Consider the following 21,533-nt stretch of genomic DNA (forward strand, 5'->3'; position numbering starts at 1 on the left):
AACGAATCGTTCGACTTGTAAATCAAACTGATTGTGTTCATTATAATGGAAACTCGTTCGATATGGCTAAAACGGTATGAAACATTATTTTTCCAGCCTCAAAGGCGACACGATTAAAGCGATATTTTTAGTGTGCCTGGCCGTCGGCGTGGTAGGCATGTCCTACGGTTCGCTGGCAATGGCTTACGGCTTCCCGATTTGGGTGCCCTTTGTACTCTCGATTACAGTACTGGCCGGGGCTTCTGAATTTATGTTTATCGGTATTATCGCCAGCGGCGGAAATCCGTTGGCGGCAGCGGCGGCCGGGTTACTGGTGAATGCCCGACATGTACCGTTTGGCGTGACGGTACGCGATCTGGTCGGCACTCGCGCCGCCAGCTTTCTAGGCTGTCATATCATGAACGATGAAAGCGTGGTGTTCGGCCTGTCGCAGAAAACACCGGAACAACGTAAAGCCGCCTACTGGTTATGCGGTCTGGGCGTCGCCATTTTCTGGCCGATTGGCACACTGATCGGCGCCGGTGTCGGCAAGCTGCTCCCGGCACCTGAAACCATTGGGCTGGATGCCGTTTTCCCTGCCATTTTGTTGGCCTTAGTGGTTCCGGCTTTTAAAAACCGCACCACGCTCATCCGTGCCTGTAGCGGGGCCGCATTGTCACTCGCTTCCGTACCTTTCGCACCGGTAGGCTTGCCGGTACTGCTTTCACTGTTTGGCTTACTGACGAGGAAAAAATAATGGGCAACATGACGCTGTTTATCGTCGGTATCGCCGTGTTATCTCTGGGAACCTATTTAATGCGTTTAGGGGGAGCAAAACTGGGAGGCCGTTTAGCCTTTTCTGAACGTTCACAGGCGTTGCTTTCTGATGCTGCAACGGTGTTACTGTTTTCCGTTGCGCTGGCGACCACCTTTTACGAAGGCGAACACTTTGCCGGTATGGCGCGGGTTCTTGGGGTTGGCTTCGCGGTATTTCTCGCCTGGCGCAAGCTGCCGCTAATCGTGGTGATCGTTGCCGCCGCGGTGGTGACCGCATTGCTGCGAATAGCGGGCATAAACTAAAAAAGCGCCTCAAGGGCGCTCTTTCGACAGTACTGAGGTATCTTATTTCAGCAGTTCAGCGGTCATGTGCACGCGGTTGCCGGTGTAAGCCTGAGTGATTTTGTAATCGCTGGCACCTGCACGTTCAGCCTGAGCGGCGATTTTTGCTTCAGCGCTTTCCAGCGTAGAACCGGTTGCGGTAACTGTCTGAGCAGCGAAAGAACCGAAAGACGTAGCCAGAGCGATAATTGCGACAAAAGTTTTGATGCTTTTCATGATATAAACCCTTTCACTTAGTTGTTTGAGTAAGGCACCGTGCCTTGATGTGATAAATAGTAGCCTTCATATCACGCAACTAAAAGCGGAAGGATTTGCCTATCTTATTCAAATTAACTGAACACTTATTACTCAGCGATCAACCGCTGCGGATGGGTGTAGATCGTCGCCCTGCCCGGTTTGCAAAAACCCACCAGCGTCAGGTTACAACGTTCGGCAACTTCTACGGCAAGCGTTGTCGCGGCTGAGACAGCAAACAGGATCTCCACGCCACACATCGCCGACTTTTGCACCATCTCGTAGCTGGCGCGGCTGGAGACTAATACTGCGCCCGCCCGCCAGGCTTCTCCTTCGATAGCACGTCGTCCCAGCAGTTTATCCAGCGCCACATGACGCCCGACATCTTCATGTCCACCCGCCAGATGGCCTGACGGCTGTACCCAGGCAGCCGCGTGCGTGCAGCCTGTCAGTTGCCCCACGGGCTGGAAATCAGGGAGATGCCTTAAGGCGTTATCGAGATGTGCCAGATCGAATGTCTGGGTAAACGGCAGAGGCTGGACCGGCTTGCCAATGTCATTGAGTTGTTCAACGCCGCAAACGCCACAACCGGTACGACCGGCCAGTGCACGACGTCGCTCCTTCAGCCCCATAAATCGACGACTGGACAGCTCAACCTGCACTTCTAATCCGTTACAGGAAGGAACCACTTCCATGGCGTAGATATCCTGCGGGCGCTCAATAATGCCTTCAGAAAGTGAAAAGCCCAGCGCAAAGTGCTCAAGATCTTTCGGTGACGCCATCATCACCACGTGCGAAATCCCGTTGTAAACCAGCGCAACCGGCACTTCTTCAGCGACCTCATCTGGCTGAGGATGTTGCAAATCCTCGCGTTTCCAGAGAGTCAACTGACGCGATCCTGCACAATTCATCACATTTTTGACTTCTTCTTGATGGATTTTATTCACTTTCTTTTAACCATATTGGAACACACATACCAACATTGTGGTATTCTTTACAAACCCCTCCTGGACGGAGGGAAATTCACCCAATTCTGGACCTTTGCGGTCCCGTCCGCAAAGAAAAATAACAACCACTTCCCTCGCGCTCGAGTAACGGAAAAGTGAAGGGAACGTGACAATGTCGAAACAAGGAGCGAACCATGCAGGTCAGCAGAAGGCAGTTCTTTAAGATCTGCGCTGGCGGTATGGCAGGCACCACGGCAGCGGCACTGGGTTTTGCACCCGGCGTAGCGCTCGCGGAAACACGGCAATATAAACTGCTGCGCACCCGCGAAACCCGTAACACCTGCACTTACTGTTCCGTTGGCTGTGGACTGTTAATGTACAGTCTCGGTGACGGAGCAAAAAACGCCAAAGCATCCATCTTCCATATCGAAGGGGACCCGGATCACCCGGTGAACCGTGGCGCGCTGTGCCCGAAAGGGGCAGGACTTGTGGACTTCATCCACTCCGAAAGCCGCCTGAAATTCCCGGAATACCGCGCACCAGGCTCTGATAAGTGGCAACAGATTAGCTGGGATGAGGCATTTGACCGCATCGCTAAGCTGATGAAAGAAGACCGCGACGCAAACTACGTTGCACAAAACGCCGAAGGCGTAACCGTTAACCGCTGGCTTTCCACCGGGATGCTGTGTGCTTCCGCTTCCAGTAACGAAACCGGCTATTTAACGCAAAAATTCTCCCGCGCGCTCGGTATGCTCGCGGTCGACAACCAGGCACGCGTCTGACACGGACCAACGGTAGCAAGTCTTGCTCCAACATTTGGTCGCGGTGCGATGACCAACCACTGGGTCGACATTAAAAACGCCAACCTCGTTGTGGTGATGGGCGGTAACGCCGCTGAAGCTCACCCGGTCGGGTTCCGCTGGGCGATGGAAGCCAAAATACACAACGGCGCGAAGCTGATTGTTATCGATCCTCGCTTTACGCGAACCGCAGCGGTAGCTGATTTCTATGCGCCGATTCGTTCCGGTACTGACATTGCCTTCTTGTCAGGCGTCTTGTTGTACCTGCTGAACAACGAAAAATTCAACCGCGAATACACTGAGGCCTATACCAACGCCAGCCTGATCGTGCGTGAGGATTACGGTTTCGAAGATGGCCTGTTCACTGGCTACGACGCGGACAAACGCAAGTATGACAAAACCAGCTGGAACTACGAGCTGGATGAAAAAGGCTTCGCCAAACGCGATGTCACCCTGCAACACCCGCGCTGCGTATGGAACCTGCTGAAACAGCACGTTTCCCGCTACACGCCGGATGTCGTAGAAAACATCTGCGGTACGCCGAAAGCTGATTTCCTGAAAGTGTGCGAGTACATCGCAGAAACCAGCGTCAAAGACAAAACCGCGTCGTTCCTGTATGCACTCGGCTGGACGCAGCACTCAGTTGGTGCGCAAAACATCCGTACCATGGCGATGATCCAGTTGCTGCTTGGCAACATGGGGATGGCCGGCGGCGGTGTTAACGCCCTGCGCGGTCACTCCAACATTCAGGGTCTGACCGACTTAGGCCTGCTGTCACAAAGCCTGCCGGGCTATATGACGCTGCCCAGCGAGAAACAAACTGACCTGCAAACCTACCTTGCCGCCAACACGCCAAAACCGTTGCTGGAAGGTCAGGTGAACTACTGGGGCAACTACCCGAAATTCTTCGTTTCGATGATGAAAGCCTTCTTTGGCGATAAAGCGACAGCGGAAAACAGCTGGGGCTTCGACTTGCTGCCGAAGTGGGATAAAGGGTACGACGTTCTGCAGTACTTCGAGATGATGAACCAGGGCAAAGTGAATGGCTATATCTGCCAGGGCTTTAACCCGGTCGCGTCATTCCCGAATAAAAACAAGGTTGTGGCTTCACTGTCCAAACTGAAATTCCTGGTCACCATCGACCCGCTCAACACCGAAACGTCTACCTTCTGGCAGAACCATGGTGAGTCGAACGATGTGGACCCGTCGAAAATCCAGACCGAAGTATTCCGTCTGCCGTCCACCTGCTTCGCCGAAGAGAACGGTTCTATCGTTAACTCCGGTCGTTGGTTGCAGTGGCACTGGAAAGGCGCAGACGCCCCGGGGATTGCCGTTACCGATGGTGAAATCCTCGCCGGTATCTTCCTGCGCATGCGCAAGATGTATGCCGAGCAGGGTGGCGCGAACCCGGAACAGGTGCTGAGCATGACCTGGAACTACTCCACACCACACGAACCGGCTTCGGAAGAAGTGGCGATGGAGAGCAACGGTAAAGCGCTGGCCGATATTACCGACCCGGCAACCGGCGCGGTTATCGTCAAGAAAGGCCAACAGCTTAGCTCGTTCGCCCAACTGCGTGACGACGGCACCACGTCCAGCGGCTGCTGGATTTTTGCCGGGAGCTGGACGCCGGAAGGCAACCAGATGGCACGTCGCGATAACGCCGACCCATCAGGCCTTGGCAACACGCTGGGCTGGGCATGGGCGTGGCCGCTCAACCGACGCATTCTGTATAACCGCGCCTCCGCTGATCCGCAGGGGAATCCGTGGGATCCAAAACGTCAGATCCTGAAATGGGATGGGGCGAAATGGAGCGGGATGGATATTCCGGACTACAGCGCCGCCGCACCTGGCAGCAACGTTGGGCCGTTCATCATGCAGCCTGAAGGGATGGGACGCCTGTTTGCTATCGATAAGATGGCGGAAGGTCCGTTCCCGGAACACTACGAGCCGTTTGAAACGCCGCTGGGGACTAACCCGCTGCACCCGAACGTTATCTCTAACCCTGCCGCGCGCATCTTTAAAGGTGACGCGGAAGCACTGGGTAAAGCAGATAAGTTCCCGTACGTCGGTACGACCTACCGTCTGACCGAGCACTTCCACTACTGGACCAAGCATGCGCTGCTCAATGCCATCGCTCAGCCGGAACAGTTCGTGGAAATTGGCGAGAAGCTGGCGAATAAGCTCGGTATCTCCCACGGCGATACCGTCAAAGTCTCCTCTAACCGCGGCTACATTAAAGCCAAAGCAGTGGTGACCAAACGTATTCGCACGCTGAAGGCCAACGGTCAGGATATCGACACCATCGGTATTCCGATTCACTGGGGCTACGAAGGTGTGGCGAAAAAAGGCTTTATCGCTAACACGTTAACGCCATTCGTCGGTGATGCGAACACGCAGACGCCGGAATTTAAGTCCTTCCTCGTGAACGTGGAAAAGGTGTAACGGAGACGACCTATGGCTTATCAATCGCAAGACATCATTCGTCGTTCCGCCACTAACGGTTTCACCCCCGCGCCTCAGGCGCGGGACCATCAGGAAGAGGTGGCGAAGCTTATCGACGTCACCACCTGTATCGGCTGTAAAGCGTGTCAGGTGGCGTGTTCTGAATGGAACGACATCCGTGATGAAGTGGGCAACAACGTTGGGGTGTACGACAACCCGGCTGATTTGACCGCCAAATCCTGGACGGTAATGCGCTTCTCGGAAGTGGAACAAAACGACAAACTGGAGTGGCTTATCCGCAAGGATGGCTGTATGCACTGCGCCGATCCGGGCTGCCTGAAGGCGTGTCCGGCTGAAGGCGCAATCATTCAGTATGCCAACGGTATCGTCGACTTCCAGTCCGAGCAGTGCATCGGCTGTGGCTACTGCATCGCGGGCTGCCCGTTCGACGTACCGCGCCTCAATCCGGAAGACAACCGCGTCTACAAATGTACGCTGTGCGTTGACCGTGTCGTGGTCGGGCAAGAACCGGCCTGCGTGAAAACCTGCCCAACCGGCGCCATTCATTTCGGCACCAAAGAGTCGATGAAAACGCTGGCAGGCGAGCGTGTGGCGGAGCTGAAAACGCGTGGTTACGAAAACGCGGGTCTGTACGATCCAGCAGGCGTTGGCGGTACTCACGTCATGTACGTATTGCACCATGCTGACAAGCCGAATCTGTATCACGGCCTGCCGGAGAACCCGGAAATCAGCGCCACCGTGAAATTCTGGAAAGGCATCTGGAAACCCCTCGCAGCCGTCGGCTTTGCAGCGACATTTGCGGCCAGCATCTTCCACTACGTCGGCGTAGGCCCGAACCGCGCGGAAGAGGAAGAAGACAACCTGCATGAAGAAAAAGACGAGGTGCGCAAATGAAACGACGTGACACCATCGTGCGCTACACGGCGCCGGAACGCATCAACCACTGGGTAACCGCCTTCTGCTTCATTCTGGCGGCAGTGAGCGGGATGGGCTTTCTCTTCCCGTCTTTTAACTGGCTGATGCACATCATGGGCACTCCGCAACTGGCGCGAATTGTGCACCCGTTTGTCGGCGTTGTCATGTTTGCCTCGTTTATCATCATGTTTTTCCGTTACTGGCACCACAATCTAATCAATCGGGATGATATCTTTTGGGCGAAGAATATTCGTAAGATTGTCGTCAACGAGGAAGTAGGTGACACGGGACGTTATAACTTCGGCCAGAAATGCGTATTCTGGGCGGCGATTATCTTCCTGGTCCTGTTGCTGGTGAGCGGAGTGGTCATCTGGCGTCCGTATTTTGCGCCTGCTTTCTCAATCCCGGTGATCCGATTCGCGTTAATGCTGCATTCATTTGCCGCAGTAGCGTTAATTGTGGTTATCATGGTGCACATTTACGCCGCCCTTTGGGTGAAAGGCACCATTACCGCGATGGTGGAAGGATGGGTTACCAGTTCATGGGCGAAGAAACATCACCCGCGCTGGTACCGTGAAGTCCGCCAGAAACAGGAAAAGTCATCTGAATGAGTATTCGCATAATCCCGCAAGATGAGCTGGAGAAGAGCGAGAAACGCACGGCGGATATGATTCCGCCGTTATTATTCCCCAGACTCAAAAATTTGTATAACCGCCGCGCTGAGCGCCTGCGCGAGCTGGCCGAGAACAACCCGCTGGGCGATTACCTGCGCTTTGCCGCGCTGATCGCCCACGCGCAGGAAGTGGTGCTGTACGACCATCCGCTGCAGATGGATCTGACCGCGCGCATCAAAGAAGCGAACGATCAGGGCAAACCGCCGCTGGATATCCACGTCCTGCCACGCGACAAGCACTGGCAAAAGCTGCTGCAGTCGTTGATTGCTGAGCTGAAGCCAGAGATGAGCGGTCCGGCGCTCGCCGTGATCGAGAATCTGGAAAAAGCCTCAGAGCAGGAGCTGGAGCTGATGGCCAGTGCGCTGTTTGCCTCTGATTTTGCCTCCGTCAGCAGCGACAAAGCACCGTTCATTTGGGCTGCCCTGTCGCTCTACTGGGCGCAGATGGCAAGCCTGATCCCCGGAAAAGCCCGTGCGGAATACGGTGAACAGCGTCAGTACTGCCCGGTGTGTGGTTCAATGCCGGTCTCCAGCATGGTGCAAATCGGTACCACCCAGGGTCTGCGTTATCTGCACTGCAACCTGTGCGAAACCGAGTGGCACGTGGTGCGCGTGAAGTGCAGCAACTGCGAGCAGAGCCGTGATTTGAACTACTGGTCACTGGATAACGAACAGGCGGCAATCAAAGCTGAAAGCTGCGGCGACTGCGGGACTTACCTGAAGATTCTCTATCAGGAAAAAGACCCGAAAGTCGAAGCCGTGGCCGACGATCTCGCCTCACTGATGCTGGACGCGCACATGGAGCAGGAGGGCTTTGCCCGCAGCTCCATCAACCCGTTCCTGTTCCCGGGTGAAGGGGAGTAAGTTCTTCGCACTACCGGGCGGCGTAAGTCGCCCGGGTTATAATGTATACGGTGTGACCACACCGGATAGGCCTGCAAAATCCTTAGTATTTCGCGTAACCAGCGTAAGACGATGAATCTGTGCTGTTGCCAGAATAATGGCATCCGGCAATTTCATCCCATATTCCTGCCTGATACTCACGCTTCGTTCAGCAATATCCTGTGAAACACCGATCACGTTAAAAGCGCTCAACGCAACGCGTGTGCAGGATTCCTGATGGTATTTCTTTGCCCCAACCATCACTTCCATCCAGGTGATAAGGCTGATCGCATTCTGCGGCGGCCATGTTTCTATCGCTTGCTTTGCTTCACTCCGTCCACTAAACAGGTCGATGAGGATGTTGGTATCAAAAAGCGCGGATCCTTTGACCATTACCATTCCTCACGAAGTTTGCGTTGGTACTCAACGCCATCTTCTTCACAACCTTTCCAGAGTCCGAGAGCGCTGGAAATAGTCGTTTCAGCCTGTTCCTGCCTTTCCAGATACTGCTCAACGGCCTCCCGCAAGAGTTCAGCTCGCGGCAGGTTACGCTGCACCTTGAGGTCATCAAGACGTTTAATCACTTCGTCTGATAAATCGAGTAAAATTCTGCCCATATCCATCCCAGCCATCATACTCACATATACCTCCAGTATATCATCAGCGATTAATTTCCATACAACATACACCTGGAAAAAGCGGGAAAATAGCTTTTACGTGAACGATTTTTACTTTTGCGAGCCGCTTTCCAGAATCATAACGCCCCTTTTTTTCCCATTTTCATTTGTGAGTATCCAGGTTATAAACCTGTATATCCATACAGATAAGAGTATTTAAAAATGGCACTGGAAAGCGGGATTGCGCAGTTAGTTGAGGCATTTATCGCGGCGGGACGCCCTTCTTCCCGCGAACAGAATATTGATGACCGGAGAGCGGCCTATATTGCCAGTACAGCGCTGGCCGGAGAAACTGAAACCCGCGTACAGATTGAAGATATTGAACTTGATGCCATGGCATTTCGCGTTATTTCGCCTCTTAACTCTGCGGAAACGCTGCCCTGCGTCATTTACTATCATGGCGGATGTTTTGTCAGCGGTGGGTTTGCTACGCATGATAACCAACTAAGGCAGCTCGCCTGGTTCAGCGGCTGTAGGGTCATTGCAGTACAGTACCGCCTTGCGCCAGAGCATACTTTCCCGGCAGCACATAACGACGCTGAAACCGGGGCCAATATCATCTGGAAATATGCCCAGAAACTGGGAGTCGATCGCGAGCGCATAACCCTTGCTGGCGACAGCGCGGGCGGGCACCTGGCGCTGGTCACAGCACTACGCCTGAAAGCGGCCAGGCAATGGCAACCTGCACAGCTTATGCTGATCTACCCGATGCTGGACGCAACCACCAGGTTTGCGAGCTATGACCATAATGGACAGGATTACATTATCACCCGCGACACGCTGCTTTCGGGCTACGAAATGTATATGCCGAAAACCGATCCATTGCATCCCGAAGTCAGCCCACTCTGGCGTGAAGACTTCAACGGTTTACCGCCCACGCACATCATTACTGCCGAATTCGACCCACTGTGCGATGAAGGAGAGGCCCTGTTTCACCAGCTCCAGAAGCAAGGTGTGGACTGCACCTGTCAGCGCTATCCCGGCGTTATCCACGGATTTTTTCAGTTAGGAGGCGTAAGCCAGACAGCGCGAAACGCAATGCGCGAGGTGGCCTGGCGTGTTAGAAGCCCATCAGCGGAGATAATTTCTTAATATTCAATGTTGTTTTCAACTTGAAAACATGATGGCATTGCGTTAGATTGTTTTCAGGTTGAAAACTATGTAATGGAACTACATCGTGCATGTTATCAGCCGAAAACCATTCAATGAGGGTATGCTCATGTATCCAAACCATGGGCTTGCTCTCTCTGAGTTGCTGAATGTTTTGGAGAAAAAAACATTCAATCACCCTGAAGAGATGAAACAGTATATTCCTTCTCTTGATAATTTTAAGTACAGGAATAAATGGTGGGTAATTGATGTTTCTGGTAACAACCTAAGACTCATTGCCTACATAGATTTCAGGTTACATAAGGTATTTGTGAAGCATATCGTTCTCCACGCCGAATATGACAAACTGACAGAATATTATCGGGGCCATAAAGAATGAGATCTCATCGTCATATGGACGCAGCCAGCGCAAAAAAGATCGTTGATACCTTCAGTTGTGCTGTAAAAACGATCCCTCTTTTGGGGGAAGAACGCAATGAAACGGAGTATCGAAGGGCACTAGCGCTAGTAGAGTTTCTGGTTGACCACGACGATCTTGAAAACCCACTATTTGAATTACTTAGTGCCCGAATCAGTGAATACGAAAAACATGCACCAGAATTCAGAGCGCTCAATCAACACCTGAAACAAATTCCCCCTGGCGTTTCCGTATTGCGTACGCTCATGGATCAGTACGGATTAAAAGCCACCGACCTCGCCAACGAACTTGGTTCTAAATCGAACGTCAGCAACATCCTAAATGGCCGTAGAGCACTGACTGTAAGCCATATTAAAGCGCTTGCAGAACGCTTTAAACTTCCGGCAGATGCATTTATCGAGTAGAGGGTATCCCCCTACTCTTCCTCGTTACCGCCCTCTTCATATGCGCCAAACGGTTTTGCGGGTAGCACAATGTAAGTACCTTCAAACACGACGCCCGCCGTGTCATCGCCAAATACCCCGACCTGCATCTGCACGCGCGCCTTGCGGCCTCTTGCCAGACGATCAAGATCACCGCTCAGCGAGCCCAGATCGGCAATAGCAGTTGGTTTCCCGGTGATTGGCCTGCTGTATCGGATATGCGCGTCGGCCAGGATTATTGTCCCACCCAGATGACGCTCACGCAGCATCAGCCAGATAAGTCCCCAGCCCGTTAGCGTCGCCAGTGAAAACAGGCTTCCGGCAAACAGCGTGTGGTGCGGATTCTGATTGCCTGTCTCGGGCATCGTGGTAATAAATTTCTGCCCGGTGTACTGCTGAATACGCACGCCCATTTTCTCACTCAATGGAATATGTTCGTACCAGGCTTGCTGTAGCTGTCCGCACCAGTCACCGCGATGGAGAATATCGTCCAGCGTCGCAATGGGCTTAATCATCAAAAAGTGGCGCACCGGCGTGGTTTGCGGTGTGGTGATTTCCCCCTGGCTCACAAAACCGAGCTTGGCGAAAAATTCGACCGCATCTTCACGGGCGCTACAGGTGACGCGCTTTACCCCTTCCTGACGTGCCACAGACTCCAGAGTCATCGCCATCAGCGTGCCCAACCCTTTCTCTTGCACGGAGGGATCTACGGCCATAAAACGTATGGAGGCTTCGTTATCCGCATTGATATACAAACGCCCTACCGCAACCAGATTCCCCTCTTCGTCCACCACCATCTGGTGATGCGCCATCGCGTCCCAGGCATCCCGTTCGGAGCCTTTTGGCTGGTGCAATGGTTTACGCAGCATCTCCCAGCGAAACTGGTAGTAGCGCTCCAATTCTTCTTCTGTTTGCGGTACTCGAAGGTGATACATAGTTGTATTCTCTCTTGTTACCCGCGACCACGCCGGAAGCTGGTTCATACTTGTAACCAGAACGTCACGGGGCCATCATTAACCAGCGAAACCTGCATATCAGCAGCGAATCGCCCGGTTTGCGTATTCATTTCCTGTTGGCGGCAACGCTCAACAAAGTACTCATACAGCGCTTCTGCCCGCTCGGGTGCTGCGCCTTTCGAAAACCCCGGGCGCATGCCGCGTTCGGTATCTGCCGCCAGCGTAAACTGTGAAACCACCAGCACGCTGCCGCCTGACTGCTGCACGTTGAGGTTCATTTTGCCTTCGGCATCGCTAAAGATTCGATAGCCGAGTACGCGCTCGCACAGGCGGTTCGCTTTCTGTTCGTCATCATCCCTTTCGACACCTAACAGGACCAAAAGTCCTGGGCCAATTTCACCCGTCACCTCGCCCTCCACGGTGACGCTGGCACGGGTTACGCGCTGAATTAATGCAATCATGGTTGCTCTGCTTCTTCTTGTTCTGCGGCTTGTTTAAGTTTGCGGTATTCCCCGAGAGTGACAGTTATTTCCGCGCCTAGCAAGACGATACACCACGTCCAGTAAACCCAGACGAATAAAATGGGGATCACCGCCAGGACGCCGTAAATGAGCTGATAAGACGGGAACATCGTGATGTAGAGCGCAAATCCTTTCTTCCCGGCTTCGAACAACACGGCGGCCACAAAAGCGCCAATCACCGCATCACGATTAGGGACGCGCGTAGTCGGTACAATGCTGTAGAGGAGCCAGAATGAGAGCCAGGAAAGCACCAGCGGGAAAATACGCAGGACGTTATCAATCACCGTGTTAAGATCGCTGGCCCAGCGCAATGACAACAGATAAGAGCTGATCGCCAGACTGGCTCCCGCCAGCAGCGGCCCCAGCGTTAAAATCATCCAGTAGACGGCGAAAGAGTAAACTTTGGGACGCGTGCGCCTGCTGCGCCAGATAGTATTCAGCGCGTTATCAATGGCATACATCAGCAATAATGCTGTGACAATCAGCCCGCATGCCCCGACTGCCGTCATTTTGTTCGAATTGGCGACAAACTGTTCGATATAACGTTGAATGACGTCTCCCGTCGCCGGGATAAAGTTTGCGAAAATAAAATGACGTAGCTGGACACTGACGTCGGAAAACATCGGAAATGCGGCGAAAAGCGCAAATACGACGGCAATAAGCGGCACTAATGAGAGCAATGAAACGTAGGCAAGATTCCCTGCCAGCGTCGTCATGTTGTCCTCATCAATCCGCTGCCATAGTAGCTTCAACCAGTCTCGTACAGGACGCGTATGATGCCTGGCCTGTTGCCGAACATTTTTTAGCATAACAACGTCGCGAAATAGTCAGGAATCGTCTTTTTATCGACGACCTGGATACTGGTGATCCCTAATCGGTTAGCCCCTTCAATATTATCGGCGTTATCGTCAAAAAAGACCGCATCCTGCGCAGAAAAACCTTCAGACTGCAGGACGTGCTGGTAAATTCGCGCTTCCGGTTTACGCATGCCCAGGTCCTGGGAAAGATAAATATGGTCAGCAGCCTGACGGATCTCGGGATATTCATCCGGCCAAAACGTGGTGTGCAGGCGGTTAGTATTTGATAACACAACGACACGATGCCCCTGCTCACGCAGCTTATGCATGATGTCGATAACCTCAGGGCGCAAGGCGACAAACACGGCCTGCCAGCCGTGAGAGAACTGCTCGTAACTTAGCGGCAGCGCCATCTCGTGACATAGTGCCTCGGCAAAGGCTTCATCCGTTATTTCGCCTCGCTCGTGCTGGTGAAAAGCCTCCCCCATGGTGAAACTTTGCTTTAGCGAAGCCAACGGTACACGACTTAGATCGCTCCATGTGCCCAACACGCGGTTGAAGTCGATATCGACAATCACATTACCCAAATCAAAGATATAGAGCATGCCCTTCTCCTTATTCGCCGTGGATGAATAACTGTAGCGGGAAAGGAGAAGTTTGACTATGCGAGAGTGATGGCTGCGAAGTTATCGGGCCATCATTGGGAAGAATTACACAGCCAGAGCATCATCCTGTGAAGGACTCACCTGCACAATTTCAACCTGCTGTGACTGGAGTAAATTGTGCAATGCCGGACCTGGGTATTCATCAGTAAACAGCGCAGTCACCTGAGACACGTTACCAATTTCTACCGCGGCAGAAGCCGTATATTTCGTATGATCCGCTGCCAGCAGAATGTGTCTTGAATGGGACATCATCGTTTTCACTACGCTGGCCTCGTTAACATCAAACTCCAGCAGCGCGCCGTCACTTTCAATCGCGCCAACGCTGGTAACCAGGTAGTCGGCCCGAAAATCAGCGACAAATGCCGAGGCAGAAGGACCAATAATGCCGCTGTTGTGCGGGCGTAACGTTCCACCTGGTACCATAACTTCAAAACGCGGATTGTTATACAGAATATGCGCCACGCGCAGGCTGTTGGTGATGATGCGCAAATGGTTATGGTTTAACAGCGCGCGGGCCACCTGCTCCACGGTGGTGCCTATGGTAATAAACACCGTCGAACCGTCAGGAATATAGTCAGCCACCGCCTCCGCAATGGCTTTCTTCTCTTCCGTCCACGAGACTTCACGCTGCTCAAAAGCCGTATTCACCACGCTGGAGGCTCTGCCCGCGCCACCATGATGACGCGTAATTAATCCCTGCTCGCTGAGTTTACGAATATCACGACGCACGGTCTGCGTGGACACGTCCAGCAGGCTGGCCAGCTCGTCGATATTCATATAACCGCGCTCGCTAATCAGCATCAACAGCTGATCGTGCCGCGGGTTACCGGTCAGTTCGGTAAGACTCATGAAATTTCCTCGAAAAACCATTGCCCTGGCATTTTATACAAAAAGTGACAGAAAAGATCGGGTTTGATCACAGTCAGGGATTCCAGCCCTTCCTCCCGGACGCGTGCATTTTAGCGCAGCAACCCCACTGGCGAACCTGACCGCGTCTTCCGGGGCATCACCACCCGCCAGGCTGAATGCAAGCGCACCGTGGAAAACGTCTCCGGCCCCCGTAGTATCCACTACGTCGACTTTAAATCCAGATTGATGCTGCAACGTATTATTTTTTATCCAGTCACAGCCTTCGCTCCCTCGTGTCACATAAACATGACCATTTGTGAGCGTTTGCGATTTTTTTAGTCCAACGACAGGATCGGTTATCCCGGTTAAACGCGCCAGACCCGGTTCAGAGAACGCCGCATGATCGCTCAACGCCACCAGCTCACTGATATCTTGTGGCGTGACATCACCATCCAGTACCGTCATCACTCCCGCCCGACGCGCCAGCGTGAACGCCTGCCTGGCGCCTTCGTGCCAGCGAACATCCGCCAGAACCACATCCCATTGGGAAAAATCGATTTCATTGAGCCAGTCAGCGTCATGCAGTAAATCCGGGCTGGGGTAGTTAACGATAATACGCTCCCCTTGCGCATCCACCATAATCGCCGATTGTGAAGACTTTGCCCCCGCATAGCGCCGGGTGTAGCGGGTGTTTACCCCCAGGGATTCCAGCTCCGCCAGCAGGCTGTTTCCGGTGTCGTCATCGCCCACACGGCCAATAAAGTCCACCTGCGCGCCCAGCTTCGCTGCAGCCACTGCGGCCGTTGCAGCAGGCCCGCCGCCCACTTCGGTATAGCGCTTCGCCACATATTTACCTCCTTCAGTCGGTAAACCTTCTACGTAATAGATGCGATCCATCACGGTAATACCCACACAAGCAACACGAATCATGGTCATTCCTTAGGCGTTTCAAGATGGGATCATTTTAATTTCACAAAATGTTTAAAAAGTGACGACTGTCAATTTTTTGACCATAAATTACAAATACGATCAAAAACAGACAAAAACAAACGACCTTAAATGACAAAAAATGACATCCACGTCTCAGGAGAACGTTATGGCAGTTATAGCATTTATCGGATTAGGTCAGATGGGTTCACCCATGGCGAGCAACTTGCTGAAGCAGGGTCATCAACTCAGCGTCTTTGACGTTAACCCGGATGCCGTTCAGCGCCTGGTGGAAAAAGGAGCCCAACCTGCCAACAGCCCGGCTCAGGCAGCAAAAGGGGCAGAATTTGTTATCACCATGCTGCCAAACGGCGATCTGGTGCGCAGCGTACTGTTCGGCGAGCAGGGTATCTGTGAAAGCCTTTCCCCACAGGCATTAGTGATTGATATGTCGACTATTCACCCACTGCAAACCGACAAACTGATCGCCGATATGCGTGCCAAAGGCTTCGACATGATGGATTGCCCGGTTGGACGTACCTCCGATCACGCTATCGCGGGAACGCTGTTATTGCTGGCGGGTGGCACGGCGGAGCAGGTAGAACGCGCCACACCCGTTCTGATGGCGATGGGCAATGAATTGATCAACGCAGGCGGTCCCGGTATGGGCATTCGCGTCAAGCTCATCAATAACTACATGAGCATCGCGTTAAACGCCCTGTCTGCCGAAGCCGCCGTGTTGTGCGAAGCGCTCGGCCTCTCCTTCGATGTGGCCTTGCAAGTCATGAGCGGCACTCCCGCCGGGAAAGGCCACTTCACTACCTCCTGGCCGAACAAAGTGCTGAAAGGCGATCTTTCCCCGGCCTTCATGATCGATTTAGCTCATAAGGATCTTGGCATCGCTCTGGACGTTGCCAACCAATTACACGTACCGATGCCACTCGGCGCCGCCTCCCGCGAAGTCTATAACCAGGCGCGCGCCGCAGGTCGTGGCCGGGAAGACTGGACCGCCATTCTTGAACAGGTTCGCGCATCCGCCGGGCTAAATAAACACACAGATAAGTAAGGACTGAACAATGACGAAGTACACCCTGAAAGATATTACCCGCGCTTCCGGCGGTTTTGCCATGCTGGCGGTCGATCAGCGCGAAGCCATGCGCTTAATGTTTGCCGCTGCGGGTGCAAAATCCCCGGTCAATGACAGCGTGCTGACCGATTTCAAAGTCAATGCGGCAAAAATCCTGTCCCCCTATGCCTCCGCCATTCTGGTCGATCAGCAGTTCTGCTACCGCCAGGTAGTAGAGCAAAACGCGGTAGCCAAAAGCTGCGCCATGATTGTGGCCGCTGATGAGTTTATTCCGGGTAACGGAATTCCGGTCGATAGCGTAGTGATTGATAAAAAAATCAACCCGCAGGCTGTGAAGCAAGATGGTGCTAAGGCTCTCAAACTGCTGGTGCTGTGGCGTAGCGATGAAGATGCCCAACAGCGTCTTGATATGGTCAAAGAATTTAATGCGCTATGCCATTCCAATGGGCTGCTGAGCATCATCGAGCCGGTTGTTCGCCCACCGCGTCGTGGCGATAAGTTCGATCGCGAACAGGCCATCATCGATGCCGCAAAAGAGCTGGGCGACAGCGGTGCCGATCTCTACAAGGTCGAAATGCCGCTGTACGGCAAAGGAACCCAACAGGAATTGCTTAGCGCCTCTCAGCGCCTGAATGAAAACATCAACATGCCGTGGGTCATTCTCTCCTCTGGTGTGGATGAAAAACTGTTCCCACGCGCGGTCAGCGTAGCAATGACCGCAGGCGCATCCGGCTTCCTGGCCGGGCGTGCGGTCTGGTCATCCGTTGTGGGCCTGCCGGATACCGAACTGATGCTGCGTGATGTTTCCGCACCGAAGTTGCAGCGTCTGGGCGATATCGTCGACGAAATGATGGCCCGCCGCTAATAGAGGATCAAAGCATGAAATGGTTTAACACCTTAAGCCACAACCGCTGGCTGGAACAGGAAACCGATCGCATCTTTAACTTTGGTAAAAATGCTGCTGTCCCTACTGGATTTGGCTGGCTGGGAAACAGTGGTCAGGTCAGAACGGATATGGGAACACATCTGTGGATCACCGCCCGCATGCTGCACGTCTATTCCGTTGCCGCCTCCATGGGTCGCCCAGGTGCATATCAACTCGTCGACCACGGCATTAAGGCGCTGAACGGCGCGCTACGTGACACACGCTACGGCGGTTGGTACGCCTGCGTTAATGACGAAGGAGTGATGGATGCCTCCAAGCAGGGTTATCAGCATTTCTTCGTCTTACTTGGCGCGGCAAGCGCGGTCACTACCGGTCATCCACAGGCCAGAAAATTGCTGGATGACGCCATCGAGGTGATTGAGAAGTACTTCTGGAGCGAAGACGAACAAATGTGCCTGGAGTCCTGGGACGAAGCCTTCAGCCAGACAGAAGATTATCGCGGCGGCAACGCTAACATGCACGCGGTCGAAGCTTTCCTGATCGTGTATGACGTGACTCATGACCGTAAATGGCTCGATCGCGCACTGCGTATCGCTTCAGTGATTATTCACGACGTGGCCCGTAGCGGGGAGTACCGCGTCAATGAACACTTCGATTCACAGTGGAATCCAATCCGCGATTACAACAAGGACAACCCAGCTCACCGTTTCCGCGCCTACGGTGGCACGCCGGGTCACTGGATCGAGTGGGGCCGCCTGATGCTGCATCTACATGCCGCGCTGGAAGCTCGCTTCGAAACGCCGCCTGCCTGGCTGCTGGAAGATGCAAAAGGACTTTTCCACGCCACTATCCGCGACGCCTGGGCACCGGACGGCGCAGACGGTTTTGTCTATTCGGTGGATTGGGACGGCACACCGATCGTTCGCGAAAGAGTGCGCTGGCCGATAGTCGAAGCGATGGGCACCGCCTACGCCCTGTACACCCTCACAGGCGACAGCCAGTACGAAGCCTGGTACCAGAAATGGTGGGATTACTGCATCACCTACCTGATGGATTACGAGACCGGTTCATGGTGGCAGGAGCTGGACACCAATAACAAGGTGACCACCAAAGTCTGGGACGGCAAGCAGGACATTTATCACCTGCTGCACTGCCTGGTGATCCCACGTCTGCCGCTGGCTCCGGGCCTTGCTCCGGCTGTTGCCGCCGGTCTGCTGGATATCAACGCTAAATAAGTAACAAGGTGGGCTGCCATGCATAGCGGTGGAAAAACCATTCATCTTCAGGCCGGACACTACCAGGCGAAAATCGTCACGGTTGGCGCTGGGCTAGCAGAATTGACGCACCGTGGGCGTCATATCGTTATTCCCCACAAACCGGAAGAAATGCCGCTGGCACACTTGGGGAAAGTGTTAATCCCGTGGCCAAACCGCGTTGTAGACGGCAGCTATCACTATAACGGCAAGGATTACCAGCTTGCCGTTAACGACTCAGTTTCACATACCGCCATTCATGGGTTACTGGCCTGGCGGGACTGGCAGATTACCCAGCAGTCGGCATCGGAAGTGTCGCTGACGATTTTTCTGCCGCCTTCTTATGGTTATCCCTTCGCGCTGGTTTCAGAGGTGATTTACCGACTGGAGGCAACCCGTGGACTGCACGTTTTTATCCGCACACAGAATGTGGGTGACGAAATCGCGCCGTATGGCGCGGGCGCACATCCCTATTTGACCTGTAATCTGCAACCCATTGATGACTGTGAATTAACACTCCCGGTGAGTGAAGAAACATGTGATGAACGATATTTCACCACGCCGCAACGCATTGCGCAGACCGCTATCGATCATACGTTCAGGACTCTGCCACCTGACGATGAGTGGGAAGTCAGGATGACCAGCCCAGCGCAAAACATGTCCACTTTTTTACGCAGCCACCAGCCCTGGCTGCAAGTGTATACCGGCGAAAAATTAGCAAGGTGCGGCCTGGCGGTAGAACCGATGACCTGCCCGCCCGACGCCTTTAACTCCGGAATTAGCCTGATTCATCTCGCGCCCGGAGAACAACATCAGATGCATTTTTTAATCGGCAGTGAATAACAGATTTCCGACAAATTACCGAATTACCCTATTTTTACGGAGACAATAATGAATTCGCTACAACGACGGTCAACCGCCTTAGAACTCACATCATTACCTGATGGATTTGCTTTAACGTACCACCAGCGCCTGATTTTACGCCACAGCACAGAAACGCCCTGCCTGTGGATCGGCGCTGGCGTTGCCGACATTGACATGTTTCGCGGCAACTTCAGCATTAAAGACAAGCTCAATGAGAAAATTGCCCTGACCGACGCCACGGTAAGCGAGTCGCCTGACGGCTGGCGGGTGCATTTCAGCCGCGGTGATACCATCAACGCCACGCTGCATATTTCCACCGATGAACAGGGTCGCCTGAAGCTGGATCTGCACAACGGCGATCTCAACCATAACCGCATCTGGCTGCGCCTGGCCGCCAGGGCGGACGATCATATTTACGGCTGCGGCGAACAGTTTTCTTATTTCGACTTACGCGGTAAGCCGTTCCCGCTGTGGACCAGCGAACAGGGCGTGGGCCGAAACAAAAACAGCTATGTCACCTGGCAAGCCGACTGTAAAGAGAACGCCGGCGGCGACTACTACTGGACCTTCTTCCCGCAACCGACCTTCGTCAGCACGCAGAAGTACTACTGCCACGTTGATAACAGTTGCTATATGAATTTCGACTTCAGCGCGCCGGAGTATCACGAACTGGCGCTGTGGGAGGACAAAACCACCCTGCGCTTTGAGTGCGCTGATACCTACATCTCTCTGCTGGAAAAATTGACTGCACTGTTAGGACGCCAGCCGGAGCTGCCGGACTGGATCTACGATGGCGTCACGCTCGGTATTCAGGGCGGTACTGAGGTTTGCCAGAGCAAACTGGACACCATGCGTAACGCAGGCGTGAAAGTAAACGGCATCTGGGCGCAGGACTGGTCCGGGATCCGCATGACCTCCTTTGGCAAGCGCGTGATGTGGAACTGGAAATGGAACAGCGACAATTATCCGCAGTTGGATAGCCGTATTAAGCAGTGGAAAGAAGAAGGCGTGCAGTTCCTCTCCTACATCAACCCGTATGTTGCCAGCGATAAAGATCTCTGTGCCGAAGCGGCCAAACACGGTTATCTGGCGAAAGATGCATCCGGCGGCGATTACCTCGTAGAGTTTGGCGAGTTTTACGGCGGCGTGGTCGATCTGACCAACCCGGAAGCCTACGACTGGTTCAAAGAGGTCATCAAGAAAAACATGATCGAACTGGGCTGCGGCGGCTGGATGGCAGATTTTGGCGAATACCTGCCGACAGATACGTATCTGCACAACGGCGTCAGCGCCGAGATCATGCACAACGCCTGGCCCGCACTGTGGGCGAAATGTAACTACGAAGCGCTACAGGAGACCGGCAAACTCGGCGAGATCCTGTTCTTTATGCGTGCGGGTTACACCGGTAGCCAGAAATACTCCACCATGATGTGGGCGGGCGATCAGAACGTGGACTGGAGCCTTGACGACGGTCTGGCTTCCGTCGTTCCTGCGGCGCTGTCGCTGGCGATGACCGGTCACGGTCTGCACCACAGCGATATCGGCGGCTACACCACCCTGTTTGACATGAAACGCAGCAAAGAACTGCTGCTGCGCTGGTGTGACTTCAGCGCCTTCACGCCGATGATGCGCACCCACGAAGGTAACCGCCCAGGCGATAACTGGCAGTTTGATGGTGATGCTGAAACCATCGCCCACTTTGCACGAATGACCACCGTGTTTACCACCCTGAAACCGTATCTCAAACAGGCCGTCGCGCAAAACAGCGCTACCGGTCTGCCGGTGATGCGCCCGCTGTTCCTGCATTACGAAGACGATGCGCGGACCTATACCCTGAAATATCAGTATCTGCTGGGACAAGATCTGCTGGTTGCGCCGGTTCACGAACAAGGCAAGTCCGACTGGACCCTGTATCTGCCGGAAGATAGCTGGATAAATGTCTGGACCGGGGAAACTTACCAGGGCGGTGAAATTACCGTGGATGCGCCTATTGGCAAGCCTCCGGTGTTTTATCGCGCGAAGGGTGAATGGGCGTCACTGTTTGCCACTTTACGCAACATCTAATACGGCTCGCCCGTGGGGAGAC

24 protein-coding genes are annotated in these 21,533 nt (G+C 53.7%); 14 read left to right on the top strand and 10 right to left on the bottom strand.

Features of this window, described 5'->3' with window-relative positions:
- Nucleotides 1-76: 76 nt before the first annotated feature.
- Both SK32_RS23150 and SK32_RS23155 read left to right on the top strand, forming a co-directional pair.
- On the top strand, nt 77-736 hold the full coding sequence (locus SK32_RS23150) for an AzlC family ABC transporter permease (protein ID WP_048214023.1): 660 nt from the start codon (nt 77-79) through the stop codon (nt 734-736).
- Nucleotides 736-1,059: an AzlD domain-containing protein gene (locus tag SK32_RS23155; RefSeq protein ID WP_048214024.1), complete on the top strand. Its 324-nt coding sequence runs from the start codon at nt 736-738 to the stop codon at nt 1,057-1,059. The genes SK32_RS23150 and SK32_RS23155 overlap by 1 nt, the downstream gene beginning before the upstream one ends.
- Nucleotides 1,060-1,101: 42 nt before the next feature.
- Here SK32_RS23155 and SK32_RS23160 read toward each other — a convergent pair whose 3' ends face one another.
- A complete protein-coding gene (locus SK32_RS23160; RefSeq protein ID WP_048214025.1) occupies nt 1,102-1,314 on the bottom strand; it encodes a YdgH/BhsA/McbA family protein in 213 nt (70 codons plus the stop codon).
- Nucleotides 1,315-1,442: 128 nt separating this feature from the next.
- Nucleotides 1,443-2,243, bottom strand: coding sequence for a formate dehydrogenase accessory sulfurtransferase FdhD (gene fdhD, locus SK32_RS23165; protein ID WP_217438277.1), 801 nt, complete (start codon nt 2,241-2,243; stop codon nt 1,443-1,445).
- A 230-nt stretch (nt 2,244-2,473) separates the two neighbouring features.
- Here fdhD and fdnG point away from each other — a divergent pair, with 230 nt between their 5' ends.
- The 4 genes from fdnG to fdhE are packed head-to-tail and all read left to right on the top strand — an operon-like array spanning nt 2,474 to nt 7,997.
- Complete coding sequence (gene fdnG / locus SK32_RS23175) at nt 2,474-5,524, top strand: formate dehydrogenase-N subunit alpha (protein WP_086523526.1); 3,051 nt, start codon at nt 2,474-2,476, stop codon at nt 5,522-5,524.
- Nucleotides 5,525-5,536: 12 nt separating this feature from the next.
- Entirely contained in the window at nt 5,537-6,439 is a 903-nt protein-coding gene (gene fdoH, locus SK32_RS23180; RefSeq protein WP_003028691.1) for a formate dehydrogenase O subunit beta, read from the top strand.
- A complete protein-coding gene (gene fdoI / locus SK32_RS23185) occupies nt 6,436-7,071 on the top strand; it encodes a formate dehydrogenase cytochrome b556 subunit (protein WP_043018888.1) in 636 nt (211 codons plus the stop codon). Before fdoH ends, fdoI begins: the two co-directional genes overlap by 4 nt.
- Nucleotides 7,068-7,997: a formate dehydrogenase accessory protein FdhE gene (gene fdhE / locus SK32_RS23190; protein ID WP_003028685.1), complete on the top strand. Its 930-nt coding sequence runs from the start codon at nt 7,068-7,070 to the stop codon at nt 7,995-7,997. The genes fdoI and fdhE overlap by 4 nt, the downstream gene beginning before the upstream one ends.
- A 36-nt stretch (nt 7,998-8,033) precedes the next feature.
- Here fdhE and SK32_RS23195 read toward each other — a convergent pair whose 3' ends face one another.
- Nucleotides 8,034-8,408, bottom strand: a complete 375-nt coding sequence (locus SK32_RS23195) for a type II toxin-antitoxin system VapC family toxin (RefSeq protein WP_005121821.1) — start codon at nt 8,406-8,408, stop codon at nt 8,034-8,036.
- Nucleotides 8,408-8,650, bottom strand: a complete 243-nt coding sequence (locus SK32_RS23200; RefSeq protein WP_005121822.1) for a ribbon-helix-helix domain-containing protein — start codon at nt 8,648-8,650, stop codon at nt 8,408-8,410. The genes SK32_RS23195 and SK32_RS23200 overlap by 1 nt, the downstream gene beginning before the upstream one ends.
- A gap of 204 nt (nt 8,651-8,854) precedes the next feature.
- On the opposite strand from SK32_RS23200, the gene SK32_RS23205 reads away from it, so the two are divergent.
- From SK32_RS23205 to SK32_RS23215, 3 genes are all read left to right on the top strand, one after another.
- Entirely contained in the window at nt 8,855-9,784 is a 930-nt protein-coding gene (locus tag SK32_RS23205; RefSeq protein ID WP_048214028.1) for an alpha/beta hydrolase, read from the top strand.
- A gap of 85 nt (nt 9,785-9,869) precedes the next feature.
- The gene (locus SK32_RS23210; protein WP_048214029.1) at nt 9,870-10,181 is read left to right on the top strand and encodes a type II toxin-antitoxin system HigB family toxin; all 312 of its coding nucleotides are present in this window, start codon (nt 9,870-9,872) and stop codon (nt 10,179-10,181) included.
- On the top strand, nt 10,178-10,624 hold the full coding sequence (locus tag SK32_RS23215) for a helix-turn-helix domain-containing protein (protein ID WP_048214030.1): 447 nt from the start codon (nt 10,178-10,180) through the stop codon (nt 10,622-10,624). The genes SK32_RS23210 and SK32_RS23215 overlap by 4 nt, the downstream gene beginning before the upstream one ends.
- An 11-nt stretch (nt 10,625-10,635) precedes the next feature.
- On the opposite strand, the gene fabY is transcribed toward SK32_RS23215, so the two are convergent.
- The 6 genes from fabY to SK32_RS23245 all read right to left on the bottom strand — a co-directional run bounded on the left by fabY (nt 10,636) and on the right by SK32_RS23245 (nt 15,360).
- Nucleotides 10,636-11,577 carry a fatty acid biosynthesis protein FabY gene (gene fabY, locus SK32_RS23220; protein WP_048214031.1) on the bottom strand — a complete coding sequence of 314 codons (942 nt, stop codon included), beginning with the start codon at nt 11,575-11,577 and terminating at the stop codon, nt 10,636-10,638.
- A gap of 44 nt (nt 11,578-11,621) precedes the next feature.
- Nucleotides 11,622-12,059, bottom strand: a complete 438-nt coding sequence (gene dtd / locus SK32_RS23225; RefSeq protein WP_003028671.1) for a D-aminoacyl-tRNA deacylase — start codon at nt 12,057-12,059, stop codon at nt 11,622-11,624.
- Nucleotides 12,056-12,928, bottom strand: a complete 873-nt coding sequence (locus SK32_RS23230; protein ID WP_048214032.1) for a virulence factor BrkB family protein — start codon at nt 12,926-12,928, stop codon at nt 12,056-12,058. Before SK32_RS23230 ends, dtd begins: the two co-directional genes overlap by 4 nt.
- Nucleotides 12,922-13,521, bottom strand: a complete 600-nt coding sequence (yihX, locus tag SK32_RS23235) for a glucose-1-phosphatase (protein ID WP_048214033.1) — start codon at nt 13,519-13,521, stop codon at nt 12,922-12,924. The genes SK32_RS23230 and yihX overlap by 7 nt, the downstream gene beginning before the upstream one ends.
- A gap of 105 nt (nt 13,522-13,626) precedes the next feature.
- Nucleotides 13,627-14,430, bottom strand: a complete 804-nt coding sequence (locus tag SK32_RS23240) for a DeoR/GlpR family DNA-binding transcription regulator (RefSeq protein WP_003847907.1) — start codon at nt 14,428-14,430, stop codon at nt 13,627-13,629.
- A 33-nt stretch (nt 14,431-14,463) separates the two neighbouring features.
- The gene (locus tag SK32_RS23245; protein ID WP_048214034.1) at nt 14,464-15,360 is read right to left on the bottom strand and encodes a sugar kinase; all 897 of its coding nucleotides are present in this window, start codon (nt 15,358-15,360) and stop codon (nt 14,464-14,466) included.
- A gap of 166 nt (nt 15,361-15,526) precedes the next feature.
- On the opposite strand from SK32_RS23245, the gene yihU reads away from it, so the two are divergent.
- Genes yihU through SK32_RS23270 form a run of 5 tightly spaced genes read left to right on the top strand, consistent with a single transcriptional unit; the run spans nt 15,527 to nt 21,511 of the window.
- Complete coding sequence (gene yihU, locus SK32_RS23250; RefSeq protein WP_048214035.1) at nt 15,527-16,423, top strand: sulfolactaldehyde 3-reductase; 897 nt, start codon at nt 15,527-15,529, stop codon at nt 16,421-16,423.
- 10 nt (nt 16,424-16,433) lie between these two features.
- A complete protein-coding gene (gene yihT / locus SK32_RS23255) occupies nt 16,434-17,309 on the top strand; it encodes a sulfofructosephosphate aldolase (protein WP_048214036.1) in 876 nt (291 codons plus the stop codon).
- Nucleotides 17,310-17,323: 14 nt separating this feature from the next.
- Nucleotides 17,324-18,565, top strand: coding sequence for a sulfoquinovose isomerase (gene yihS / locus SK32_RS23260; protein WP_048214037.1), 1,242 nt, complete (start codon nt 17,324-17,326; stop codon nt 18,563-18,565).
- An 18-nt stretch (nt 18,566-18,583) separates the two neighbouring features.
- The gene (locus SK32_RS23265) at nt 18,584-19,426 is read left to right on the top strand and encodes an aldose-1-epimerase (RefSeq protein ID WP_048214038.1); all 843 of its coding nucleotides are present in this window, start codon (nt 18,584-18,586) and stop codon (nt 19,424-19,426) included.
- 48 nt (nt 19,427-19,474) lie between these two features.
- The gene (locus SK32_RS23270) at nt 19,475-21,511 is read left to right on the top strand and encodes an alpha-glucosidase (protein ID WP_048214039.1); all 2,037 of its coding nucleotides are present in this window, start codon (nt 19,475-19,477) and stop codon (nt 21,509-21,511) included.
- The last annotated feature ends 22 nt before the right edge of the window (nt 21,512-21,533 follow it).

Origin of the sequence: Citrobacter sp. MGH100 (assembly GCF_001034465.1) — a bacterium.
Taxonomy (GTDB): Bacteria; Pseudomonadota; Gammaproteobacteria; order Enterobacterales; family Enterobacteriaceae; genus Citrobacter; species Citrobacter youngae.

Bases quoted from the DNA above. Each gene is read 5' to 3' on its own strand.
- fabY (WP_048214031.1), bottom strand. From the start codon at position 11,577: ATGTATCACCTTCGAGTACCGCAAACAGAAGAAGAATTGGAGCGCTAC.
- SK32_RS23150 (WP_048214023.1), top strand. From the start codon at position 77: ATGAAACATTATTTTTCCAGCCTCAAAGGCGACACGATTAAAGCGATA.
- SK32_RS23200 (WP_005121822.1), bottom strand. From the start codon at position 8,650: ATGATGGCTGGGATGGATATGGGCAGAATTTTACTCGATTTATCAGAC.
- fdhD (WP_217438277.1), bottom strand. From the start codon at position 2,243: ATGAATTGTGCAGGATCGCGTCAGTTGACTCTCTGGAAACGCGAGGAT.
- SK32_RS23155 (WP_048214024.1), top strand. From the start codon at position 736: ATGGGCAACATGACGCTGTTTATCGTCGGTATCGCCGTGTTATCTCTG.
- fdoI (WP_043018888.1), top strand. From the start codon at position 6,436: ATGAAACGACGTGACACCATCGTGCGCTACACGGCGCCGGAACGCATC.
- yihS (WP_048214037.1), top strand. From the start codon at position 17,324: ATGAAATGGTTTAACACCTTAAGCCACAACCGCTGGCTGGAACAGGAA.
- SK32_RS23245 (WP_048214034.1), bottom strand. From the start codon at position 15,360: ATGATTCGTGTTGCTTGTGTGGGTATTACCGTGATGGATCGCATCTAT.
- SK32_RS23265 (WP_048214038.1), top strand. From the start codon at position 18,584: ATGCATAGCGGTGGAAAAACCATTCATCTTCAGGCCGGACACTACCAG.
- fdhE (WP_003028685.1), top strand. From the start codon at position 7,068: ATGAGTATTCGCATAATCCCGCAAGATGAGCTGGAGAAGAGCGAGAAA.
- yihU (WP_048214035.1), top strand. From the start codon at position 15,527: ATGGCAGTTATAGCATTTATCGGATTAGGTCAGATGGGTTCACCCATG.
- yihT (WP_048214036.1), top strand. From the start codon at position 16,434: ATGACGAAGTACACCCTGAAAGATATTACCCGCGCTTCCGGCGGTTTT.
- SK32_RS23215 (WP_048214030.1), top strand. From the start codon at position 10,178: ATGAGATCTCATCGTCATATGGACGCAGCCAGCGCAAAAAAGATCGTT.
- fdoH (WP_003028691.1), top strand. From the start codon at position 5,537: ATGGCTTATCAATCGCAAGACATCATTCGTCGTTCCGCCACTAACGGT.
- dtd (WP_003028671.1), bottom strand. From the start codon at position 12,059: ATGATTGCATTAATTCAGCGCGTAACCCGTGCCAGCGTCACCGTGGAG.
- SK32_RS23240 (WP_003847907.1), bottom strand. From the start codon at position 14,430: ATGAGTCTTACCGAACTGACCGGTAACCCGCGGCACGATCAGCTGTTG.
- SK32_RS23230 (WP_048214032.1), bottom strand. From the start codon at position 12,928: ATGCTAAAAAATGTTCGGCAACAGGCCAGGCATCATACGCGTCCTGTA.
- SK32_RS23270 (WP_048214039.1), top strand. From the start codon at position 19,475: ATGAATTCGCTACAACGACGGTCAACCGCCTTAGAACTCACATCATTA.
- SK32_RS23205 (WP_048214028.1), top strand. From the start codon at position 8,855: ATGGCACTGGAAAGCGGGATTGCGCAGTTAGTTGAGGCATTTATCGCG.
- SK32_RS23195 (WP_005121821.1), bottom strand. From the start codon at position 8,408: ATGGTCAAAGGATCCGCGCTTTTTGATACCAACATCCTCATCGACCTG.
- SK32_RS23160 (WP_048214025.1), bottom strand. From the start codon at position 1,314: ATGAAAAGCATCAAAACTTTTGTCGCAATTATCGCTCTGGCTACGTCT.
- yihX (WP_048214033.1), bottom strand. From the start codon at position 13,521: ATGCTCTATATCTTTGATTTGGGTAATGTGATTGTCGATATCGACTTC.